Consider the following 9,596-nt stretch of genomic DNA (forward strand, 5'->3'; position numbering starts at 1 on the left):
GGGTAGGGGTCGGGGGACCCGGGGGGTGGGCGGGGGGGCGGGGCCGGGGGGGGCGCTTCGACAGCCCGACAACTGGGCCCCCCCCCCGCGGGGGCGGTAAAGCCCCGGCGGGTTGCGGTCCGATTGCATACGGAGGGCGGGCCTCCGGTCAGGACGGCGGCGACTGAGGTCCGTTGCCGCTGGCCGGCGAGAGCTCCGCCGCGGAGGCGTGCGAGGAGCCGCCGCCGGGCGAGGACAGGCTCTGCACCGAGGCCGGTGAGGAGGGCGGGGCGGAGGACGGACCCGAGGACGGACCGGATGACGGGCCGGACGAGGGACCGGATGAGGGACCCGAGGACGGACCGGACGACGGGCCGGACGAGGGGCCGGACGAGGGACCCGAGGACGGACCGGACGACGGGCCGGAGGACGGGCCGGACGGCGAGGTGGAGGCCGACGGCGGTGCGGTCGTGTCGTTCTCACCGGTGCCGCCGCCCGGACGGCCGAAGGTGCCACCCGTGTGGACGTCGACGAGCACCATCTCGGTGATCGGCGCCGGCGCCGGGGTCACCACGACCACGTTCTGGCTCTTGAACGTGGCCCAGGACTGGCCGGTGAAGTCGGCGGGCGCCCCGGTGTTGGTCGGCGGCAGCAGCGGGTTGCCGCAGGCGCAGCGGACCCGCGGCACGCCGTGCGGGTCCACCAGCACGGCCGTGCCGGCCTGCAGCACCGCCTGGTACGCGGTGGCCTGGCCGTTGCTGTAGCCGTGGTTGGTGACCCGGGTGTCGGCGCGCAGCAGGACGGGCGTGAGGGTGCGCAGATAGGGGTCGATGGTGTTCGGGGCGATGCCCTCGACGCCGGCCCAGGCGCGGCCCTTGTCCGGGTTGGCGGCCAGGAATCCGGCGAGCTTGGGCACGTCGCAGCTGGCGACGTTCTTCGTCCCGCCGTACAGGCCGACGGTGGAGCCGCTCACCGCGCCGCTGGCCGACGTGACGGTGGCGGCCGGGGCGGTGGGCTGCGCGGAGGCGGGCGGCTGCGCGGTGACCGAGTCGGTGAACGGGTCCTGCCCGGTGGAGCCGACGGGCTGCAGGGTGACCTCCTGGGCCGCGGCGGTGCCGCCGCCACCGGCGTTGGTGAGCACCAGGCCCAGTGCGATCCCGACCGCCGCGACACCGGCGACGAGCACGTACGCCTTTCGGGTGCGCCACCAGGGCTGCCGGGGGCCCGGGGGGGGGCCCCCCCGCCCCCCCCCCCCCGCCGGGGGGCCCCCCCCCGCGGGCGCGCGGCGGGCCGCCGCGCCCCCCCCCCGGGCGCGGGGGGGCGCGGGCGCGCCGCGGGCCCCCCCCGGGGGGGCGGGGCCCCCCGCCGCCCCCCCCCCCCCCCCGGGGGGGGGGGGGGCGGGCGGGCGGCGGCCCGGGCGGCACGCCCGGGCCCGGCCCGGCGGGGTGCGAGGTCGGCCCGGACGGCGGGCCGGACGGATAGGAGGTCTCGGCGCCCGACTGCGGCGATCCGGGGCCCGACGGATGGCCGCCGGACGGCGGCGGGCCGGACCCGGGGCCTGACCCGGGGCCCGAGAGCGGGCCGGACGGCGGGCCCGAGGGATCCTCGGGTGTCGCACCGGACGGCGGTCCGGAGGGCGGTTGCGGGCTCACGGGTTCCTCCCGTCGTGGGCTCCCCCGCTGCTCATTCTCCGACGCGCTTCCGTGCCTCGCCGCCCGGCGGCCGGCGGACCGGGTGCCCCGGGTGGCCCGACCGCTCGCCGTTCCCGGCGCCCTCCCCGAAGGTGGAAGGTGCCGCGGGGGGCCGTCCGCAGACCAGTGGGAGCCGGTATGCCATCCAGTGATCCTGCGCTCGGACGCTCCCCGGGCACCGCCGCCGCGCGCCCGGCCGGCATCACCGCGGAGCCGCGCCGGTGGCTGGAGGCGCTGCTGGCGGTGCTTGCCGCCGTGGCGGGGATGGTCGCCGTGGCGGCGCTGGGCCTGTGGCTGGCCGGGGCGGACGGGCTGCCCCCCGGCGGGTTCGGGCCGGTGCTGGCGGCGACCGTGCTGATGGCCTTCGGGGCGCCCGCCCGGGTGGAGGGCGGGGCGGCGTTCGTCGCGGGCGCGCAGGGGGGCATCACCGCGCTCCCGCTGTCGGTGTCCGTGACCGGGGCGCTGCTGCTGGCCTGGCTGTTCCTGCGGCCGCTGCGGCTGCACGCGGTGGTGACCGGCCGCGAGCTGGCCGGCCGCGCGGGCCGGGTCGCGGTGCTGTGGGCGGTGGCGGTGCTGCTGCTGGCCTGGCCGGCCCGGCACAGCTTCACGGTCTCCACCGGCGAGCAGATCGTGGACGAGCTCGGGGACCTGCTGGGGGCCTCGCCGACGGTCGGCTTCGCGGTCGACCCGGGCCCCGCTCTCGGCTACGGGCTGCTGTGGCTGGCCGTCGTGCTGGCGCTGGCCCTGGCGGCGTCGCGCCGCACCGCACTGCCGCCGCGCTGGCTGAAGGCCGGGGCCGCGGTCCGCCCGGCGGCGCACGCGACGGTGTGGCTGCTGCTGGCGTACGTGGCGGTGGCCGTCCCGGCGGGGCTGGTGGAGGCCGCGGTGGGCGGGCACGCCCGGCAGACGCTGGCGGTCGTCGCGCTCGGCCTGCCGAACGTCGCCTGGCTGGCGCTCGGCATCGGCATGGGCGCGTCCTGGCAGGGGCACATCGAGGGCGACCTCGGCCTGCCGGTGCCGCAGCCGCTGTCCGGTGTCCTGCGGTCGAACCGGGACGTGCGGCTGGACCTCGGCCTGGTGGCGCAGCAGGACGGCCGGGCCTGGCTGCTGCTGGCTCTGGCGGCGGTCGCGCTGCTGCTGACCGGGCTGGGGATGGCGATGCACGCGCCGCCGCGGGTGAGGCCGTGGCAGCACGCGGTGCGCCTGGCGATCGCGATGGCGGTGGCGATGCTGCTGGTCGGCCTGGTGACGACGATCGAGGCGGCGTACGGGCTGTCGCTGCTCGGCGTGGGTGCCCGGGGCACCGCGCACCTGCGGCCGAACCTGCTGACGATGGTGCCGCTGGGGGCCGGCTGGGGTGCGCTGGCGGGGCTGCTGGGCGGTCTGGTGGCGCGGCGGGTCCGCCGCGGCCGGCCCGGAACGGCTCCGCCGGCCGAGCCGGGTCAGGCCTCGACGCCGTAGACCGGGTCGGCCCAGGCGGGCGGTTCGCGGACGGGCAGCGGGGCCGGGGCGGGCGGGGCGGAGGGCTGCGGGGCGGCGGCCGGCACCGCGACGACCGGTTCGGCCGCGACCGGTCCGGCGGCGGCCGGCTCGGCGACCTGGGGCACCACCTCGGTCGGCGAGGGGACGGCGATCGCCGCGACGTGCTCGGCGCCGCGCAGTGCGCCGACGAAGGCGAGGCAGCTCTCGTACCGCTCCTCGGGGGTCTTGGCGAGCGCCTTCACCAGGACGGGGTCGAGGGCCGCGGGCAGCTGCGGGCGGTGCTCGGAGAGCAGCGGTGGCGGGTCGTTGAGGTGGGCCCAGAGCTGGGCGAGGTCGTCGTCGCGCTCGTACGGGGGCGAGCCGGAGAGCATCTCGTAGACCACGCAGGCCAGGCTGTAGACGTCGCAGCGGCCGTCGACCGGCTTGCCGTTGATCTGCTCGGGGGCGACGTAGTCGAGGGTGCCGACGAACTGGCCGACGGTGGTGAGGCCGGAGAGCGACAGGGACTTCTTGGTCAGGCCGAAGTCGGTGAGGTAGACGTGCTCGGGGTGTTCGCTGTCGGTGCCCTCGGCGACCAGGATGTTGCCGGGCTTGACGTCGCGGTGGACCAGGTCGCTGGCGTGCGCGGCGTCCAGCGCGGAGGCGACCTGGGTGGTGATCCGGACGGTCTGGCGCAGCGAGAGCGGGCCCTCGCGGTCGAGCAGGGCGCGCAGGTCGCGGCCGCGGACGTAGCGCATCGCGATGAACAGCAGGCCGTCGGCCTCGCCGGCGTCGTAGACCGGGACGATGTGCGGATGGTCGATGGCCGCGGCGATCTTCGACTCGCGGGCGAAGCGCTCCCGGAAGACGTCGTTGCGCACCAGGTCGGGGGCGAGCAGCTTGACCGCGACGGTGCGGCCGAGCCGCAGGTCCTCGGCGCGGTAGACGACGGCCATGCCGCCGCGGCCGACCATCTCGACGAGGCGGTAGCCGGCCAGTTGGTGGCCGGTCAGGTCGGTCGGGGCGGCGGTCGTCACGCGGCGTCACCCCTCGGGTGGGAGGCCGGGGCGGCGGGCGCCTCGGCGGGCGGGTCGACGGTGGCGTAGGTCTGCAGCCGGGTGCCGTCGCAGTAGAACCAGCGGCCCTGGTCGAGGTCGAGCAGCCAGGCGGACGAGCCGTCGAGGACGGCGCCGAGCCGCAGGTTGCGGGTCCGTTCGCGGAAGGCCTCCAGGTCGATCAGGCCGTCGGCGTACTCGCCGACCAGCCGCCGGTAGGAGGCCAGGGCCTGTTCCAGGGCGGCGAGCAGCGGGCGGGGGTCCTCGGCCGGGGTGAGCGGCCGGTTCGTCCCGGGCGGCGGGTGGGGCAGGGCGACCAGCATCCGGCCGTCGACCCAGGCGGACCAGCCGTTGGAGCAGACGATCCGCGCCCAGTTGCCGCTGCTGTCGGCCAGCCGGACCGGCAGCAGGGGGTCGAGCCGCACCGAGGGCCGGGACGGGTCTGGGCTCGCCCACGTCTGCAGCCCGTCGGCCGGGGCGACGTGGGTGGGCTCGAACTCGTACGGTGCGGTCATCGCCTCACCGCCGCATCACGGCAGGTTCGTGGCGGCGCAGCAGGCGGGACACGATGAATCCGAACACCAGGCAGAGCACCAGCATCATGCCCATGTCGAGCAGCCAGACCGACGGCTTGTGCGCGAAGAGCGCGTCGGAGGTGGAGGCCTCCGGGACGAGGGCGTGCAGGTCCAGGGTGGAGGCCATCGCGGCGAACGCCCATCGGGAGGGGACGAGCCAGGAGAGCTGGTTGAGGACGAGGGTCTGGTCGAGCCGGAGCAGGGCGCCGCAGAACACCACCTGCACGATGGCGACGAGCACCAGCAGCGGCATGGTCACCTCCTCCTTCTTCACCAGGGCGGAGATGACGAGGCCGAGCATCATCGCGGTGAGCGCGAGCATCGCGACGGCGAGGGTGATCTCGAACAGGGGCGGCAGGAAGACTCCGCTGCCGCCCTGGGGTCTGAGATCGACGCCGACCAGGGCGACCATGGTCAGCACGACGGCCTGGACGGCGGTGACCGTGCCGAGCACGATGATCTTGGACCAGAGGTACGCCGATCTGGACAGGCCGACGGCGCGTTCGCGCTGGTAGATGACGCGTTCCTTGACGAGCTCGCGGACCGCGTTGGCGGCGCCCACCAGCACCGCACCGACGCAGAGGATCAGCAGGGCGTTGAAGACGGAGTTCTGGTTCAGCTTGCTGCCCGCCAGGGCGCGGGCCATCGCGCCCATCACGAACGGCAGGCCGATCATGACGGCGAGGAAGGTCCGGTCGGCGGTGAGCGCCCGGGTGTAGCGGCGGCAGAGCGTGCCGACCTGCTTGCGCCAGCGCTGCGGCGGCGGGGGCGGCGGGGCGGCCACCTCCTCCGGGTGCTCGGGCAGGGCGGCGGGCGCGGGGTGGTTCATCGCGCCGACGATGTAGCGCCGGTAGGGCGCGGAAGCCCGGTACTGGCCGGCCCAGTCCCGGTCGGTGTCGTTCTCGAACGCCTCGAAGGCGTCCGGCCAGTGCTGGAACCCGAAGTAGTCGAGGCTCTCGCCGGGCGGCCCGTAGTAGGCGATCCGGCCGCCGGGGGCGAGCAGCAGCAGGCGGTCGCACAGGTCGAGGCTGAGCACGCTGTGGGTGACGACGATGACGGTCCGTCCGTCGTCGGCGAGGTTGCGCAGCATCTGCATGACCGAGCGGTCCATGCCGGGGTCGAGGCCGGAGGTCGGCTCGTCGAGGAAGAGCAGGGACGGCTTGGTGAGCAGCTCCAGGGCGACGCTGACGCGTTTGCGCTGGCCGCCGGAGAGGCTGGAGATGACCTGGTCGGCGCGCTTGCCCAGGCCGAGTTCGGCGATCACCTCCTCGACCCTGGCCTCCCGTTCGTCGGCGGCGGTGTCGTCGGGGAAGCGCAGTTCGGCGGCGTAGTTCAGGGCGCGCCGGACCTGGAGCTGGGTGTGCAGGATGTCGTCCTGCGGGACGAGTCCGATCCGGCGGCGCAGCTCGGCGTAGTCGCGGTAGAGGTCGCGGCCGTCGTAGCTGACGGTGCCCTCGTCGGCGGGGCGCAGCCCGGTGAGCGCGTTCAGCAGGGTGGACTTGCCCGCGCCGGACGGCCCGGCGACGGCGAGCAGGCACTTCTGTCCGACCGGGAAGGTGACGCCGTCCAGCAGGGTCTTGCCGCCGCCGACCTTGACGGTGAGCTTGTCGACGTCGAGGTCGATGTCGCCGGTGTCCTCGAACCGCTGGAGTTCGTCGCCGACCAGGCAGAACACGGAGTGGCCGATGCCGATCAGGTCGCCGGGGCCGACCAGGGCCTGGAGGATCGGCTGGCCGTTCAGGTAGGTGCCGTTGTGGCTGCCGACGTCGGCGATCTCGTACCGGCCGTCGGGCCGGGCGCGCAGTTCGGCGTGCCGGCGGGAGACCGAGAGGTCCTCGACGACCAGGTCGTTCTCGAGGGAGCGGCCGATCCGGACCACCCGGGCGGGCAGCGGCCGGACGTCGGTGGGCGGCCGGAAGGAGCCGGTGATGGAGGTGAGGGCGGACTGCTGGCGCACCGCGGTGCGGGCCGGTTCCGGCAGCGCGTGCAGGGTGCAGCACGGACCGTCCGCGGCGCTGCCGAAGCGCACCACGCTGCCGGGCCCGACGTCGAGGTGGGAGACCCGGCGGCCGTCGGTGAAGGTGCCGTTGGTCGAGCCGGTGTCGTCGATCGTCCAGTGCGCGCCGTCGGTGTGCAGGACGGCGTGGTGCCAGGACACCCTCGGGTCGGTGAGGACGATCTCGCTCGCAGGGTCACGACCGAGGTGGTAGGAGCGGCTCGGGGTGATGACCTGCGAGTCGCCCTCGGTCTCGAGTACCAGCTGCGGCGCGGTGAGCGCGGCGGGTCGCTCTCCCATACGGTCGATGCTAGCCCGGCGCCGGATCGCCCGCCCTTTGCGCCGGACGGGCCCGGGCGCGTCGCGGGGGTGGCGGCGGACGCCCGCCGAAGGCGGCGCCGACATGCCCACCGGCGGTCGATTCGGCCGCAAACAGGAGTGTCACCCGGTATGTCTTGGGGCATGACGAATTCGAACTGTCGGCCGCGCATCGGGGAGGCTCCGTGAACACCTGGGCGACCTGGACCACGCAGGGCATTCTCGCCGGGACGGGCGGGATCCGGACGGTCGAGCTCGGCGTCATCAAGGGCGATCTGACGGTCCACACGACGTGGATCGAGGGTGAGGCGAGGCTGACCGTGCAGTACAGCGGCGCGCTGGACTGGTACACCGTGGACGGGAGCCCGGTGCCGGCCGCGGACGAGGCGACCGCGCGGGAGCTCCACCAGCGGATGGTGGAGGCGGTGAAGGCCGGCGGCGGTGCGGGTGCGCCGACCTGAGTCCGGCCGGCGCCGGTGGGCCGCGGTCCCGGTGGCCGCGGCGCTGCTGGCCGCGTGCACCGCGGGCGGCGGCACCGGGAGCGTGCCGACCCGGACGGTGACCGCCTCCCGGGCGCCCACCCCCGCCGGCCCGGGCGACTGGCCGACCTACCACCGGGACGCGCTGCGCACCGGCTCGGCGCCGGACGCCGCGCCGGTCGGTCCGCTGGGCACGGCGTGGCAGGCCCGCCTGGACGGCGCGGTGTACGGGCAGCCGCTGGCGGTCGGCGGGCGGATCCTGGCGGCGACCGAGAACAACACCGTGTACGCGCTGGACCCGGCGAGCGGCCGGGTGCTGTGGAGCCGTCACCTCGGGCCGCCGGCCCGGGACGGCGAGCTGCCGTGCGGCAACATCGACCCGCTCGGCATCACCGGTACGCCGGTCTACGACCCGGACACCGGGCTGGTGTTCGCGGTGGCCGAGCTGGCCGGCGGCCGGCACGTGCTGGCCGGGCTGGACGCGGGCAGCGGCGCGCTGGTGGTCGAGCGGGAGGCGGAGCCGCCGAAGGGCGATCCGGTGGCCCACCAGCAGCGGGGCGCGCTGGCGCTGTGGCACGGCCGGGTGCTGATCGCCTACGGCGGGCTGTACGGCGACTGCGGGGACTACGTCGGCAGCGTGGTCTCGGTGCCGACCGGCGGGGCCGGGACGGTGCTCTCGTACGCGGTGCCGACCGGCCGCGAGGGCGGCATCTGGGCGTCGGCGGGGCCGGTGGTGGACGGCGACCGGGTGCTGGTCTCGGTCGGCAACGGCGAGTCGGTGTCCGGCTCGTACGACGGGTCGGACTCCGTGCTGGCGCTCTCCCCCGAGCTGCAGCGCGTCGACTGGTTCGCGCCCGCGACCTGGGCGGACGACAACGCGCAGGACCTCGACCTCGGCTCGCTGGCGCCGGTGCGGGTCGGCGCGTTCGTGCTGGCGGTCGGCAAGCGCGGCGAGGCTTACCTGCTGGACGCGGCGCGCCTCGGCGGGCTCGGCGGGCAGGTCGCGCAGCAGACGGTGTGCCCGGCGTACGGCGGCGCGGCGGTGGACGGGCAGACGGTCTACCTGCCGTGCCAGGACGGTCTGGTGCGACTGACGGTCGGTCAGGACGGCTCGCTGCGGCAGGACTGGCGGGTGCCGCTCGGCCGGGGCGGTTCGCCGGTGACCGGCGGCGGCGCGGTGTGGGTGGTCGACGACGGCAGCGGCGTGCTGCTGGCGCTCGACCCGGGGGACGGGCGGGTGCTGCAGCGGGCGGCCACCGGGCCGGTGCCGCACTTCGTCTCGCCGGTCCTGGCGGGCGGCCGGGTGCTGGTCGGGACGCTGTCCGGGGTGACGGCCTTCACGGTCGGCTGAGATCGGCCGGGATCGGGTGAGACCTTCCGGGCTCCCGCGGCGTGGAGACATGTGCGGGGGCGGCCGGGGACGGCTCCCCCCATGATCATCTGATGACACATCAGCTGATAATGTACAGGCCAACGGGGGCGTGGGCGACGCGCGCGCCCCGCCGTACCCGATACCTGGAGCATCTGTGCCCGCACGCCTGCACCGCCGCGCCCTCCCGATGGCGGCCGCCGCGCTCGCCGCCTCGCTGCTCGCCGGCTCCGCCCAGGCCGACAGCCCGGCCCCGGCGGACCCGACCCTCACGGCGGACCTGGACGCGCTGCTCTCCGACGCCCGGCTGGCCAACGCCCAGGCCGGCGTCCAGGTCCTCGACGCCGCCACCGGACAGGTCCTCTACCAGCACCAGGCCGACGCGCTGCTGACCCCGGCCTCCACGCTGAAGACCGTGACCACGGCCGCCGCGCTCGACCTGCTCGGCGCCGACCACCGCTTCACCACCGAGGTCCGCACCACCGGCACCCGCGAGGGCGGCCGGCTCAACGGCGACCTCGTCCTGGTCTGGGGGGGGGGGCGCGCCCGGCGGCGGCGAGGGGCGGGCCCGGACCAGCCCCTGGTCCATCGCCTGGTGGTTGCGGGGGCCCGCGGGGACCACCAGGACCGGCACGCGGTGCGGCGCGGCGACGGCGGCCACCAGCGCCTGGGT

At 76.1% G+C, this 9,596-nt stretch carries 8 protein-coding genes; 4 read left to right on the top strand and 4 right to left on the bottom strand.

Annotated features, from left to right (window positions below):
- Positions 1-148: 148 nt before the first annotated feature.
- Positions 149-1,165: a DUF6777 domain-containing protein gene (locus tag ACFV0G_RS06385; RefSeq protein ID WP_380542512.1), complete on the bottom strand. Its 1,017-nt coding sequence runs from the start codon at positions 1,163-1,165 to the stop codon at positions 149-151.
- A 643-nt stretch (positions 1,166-1,808) separates the two neighbouring features.
- On the opposite strand from ACFV0G_RS06385, the gene ACFV0G_RS06390 reads away from it, so the two are divergent.
- The gene (locus ACFV0G_RS06390) at positions 1,809-3,131 is read left to right on the top strand and encodes a streptophobe family protein (RefSeq protein WP_380542515.1); all 1,323 of its coding nucleotides are present in this window, start codon (positions 1,809-1,811) and stop codon (positions 3,129-3,131) included.
- Here ACFV0G_RS06390 and ACFV0G_RS06395 read toward each other — a convergent pair.
- The 3 genes from ACFV0G_RS06395 to ACFV0G_RS06405 are packed head-to-tail and all read right to left on the bottom strand — an operon-like array spanning position 3,113 to position 7,057.
- Positions 3,113-4,168, bottom strand: a complete 1,056-nt coding sequence (locus ACFV0G_RS06395; protein ID WP_380542518.1) for a serine/threonine-protein kinase — start codon at positions 4,166-4,168, stop codon at positions 3,113-3,115. The two genes, ACFV0G_RS06390 and ACFV0G_RS06395, sit on opposite strands and share 19 nt — an antisense overlap.
- Entirely contained in the window at positions 4,165-4,701 is a 537-nt protein-coding gene (locus ACFV0G_RS06400) for a hypothetical protein (protein ID WP_380542521.1), read from the bottom strand. Before ACFV0G_RS06400 ends, ACFV0G_RS06395 begins: the two co-directional genes overlap by 4 nt.
- A gap of 4 nt (positions 4,702-4,705) precedes the next feature.
- A complete protein-coding gene (locus tag ACFV0G_RS06405; RefSeq protein WP_380542524.1) occupies positions 4,706-7,057 on the bottom strand; it encodes an FHA domain-containing protein in 2,352 nt (783 codons plus the stop codon).
- 203 nt (positions 7,058-7,260) lie between these two features.
- On the opposite strand from ACFV0G_RS06405, the gene ACFV0G_RS06410 reads away from it, so the two are divergent.
- The 3 genes from ACFV0G_RS06410 to ACFV0G_RS06420 form a co-directional block, all read left to right on the top strand.
- Positions 7,261-7,536 carry a hypothetical protein gene (locus tag ACFV0G_RS06410; RefSeq protein WP_380542527.1) on the top strand — a complete coding sequence of 92 codons (276 nt, stop codon included), beginning with the start codon at positions 7,261-7,263 and terminating at the stop codon, positions 7,534-7,536.
- A complete protein-coding gene (locus ACFV0G_RS06415) occupies positions 7,523-8,905 on the top strand; it encodes a PQQ-binding-like beta-propeller repeat protein (protein ID WP_380542530.1) in 1,383 nt (460 codons plus the stop codon). Before ACFV0G_RS06410 ends, ACFV0G_RS06415 begins: the two co-directional genes overlap by 14 nt.
- A gap of 175 nt (positions 8,906-9,080) precedes the next feature.
- On the top strand, positions 9,081-9,596 hold a 516-nt coding region (locus ACFV0G_RS06420; protein ID WP_380542533.1), incomplete at its 3' end, for a D-alanyl-D-alanine carboxypeptidase.

Origin of the sequence: Kitasatospora sp. NPDC059571, assembly GCF_042735675.1 — a bacterium.
GTDB lineage: Bacteria > Actinomycetota > Actinomycetes > Streptomycetales > Streptomycetaceae > Kitasatospora.

What these genes read in the sequence shown, in the direction of transcription:
- ACFV0G_RS06390 (WP_380542515.1), top strand. Translation starts at nt 1,809, where the DNA reads ATGCCATCCAGTGATCCTGCGCTCGGACGCTCCCCGGGCACCGCCGCC.
- ACFV0G_RS06400 (WP_380542521.1), bottom strand. Translation starts at nt 4,701, where the DNA reads ATGACCGCACCGTACGAGTTCGAGCCCACCCACGTCGCCCCGGCCGAC.
- ACFV0G_RS06405 (WP_380542524.1), bottom strand. Translation starts at nt 7,057, where the DNA reads ATGGGAGAGCGACCCGCCGCGCTCACCGCGCCGCAGCTGGTACTCGAG.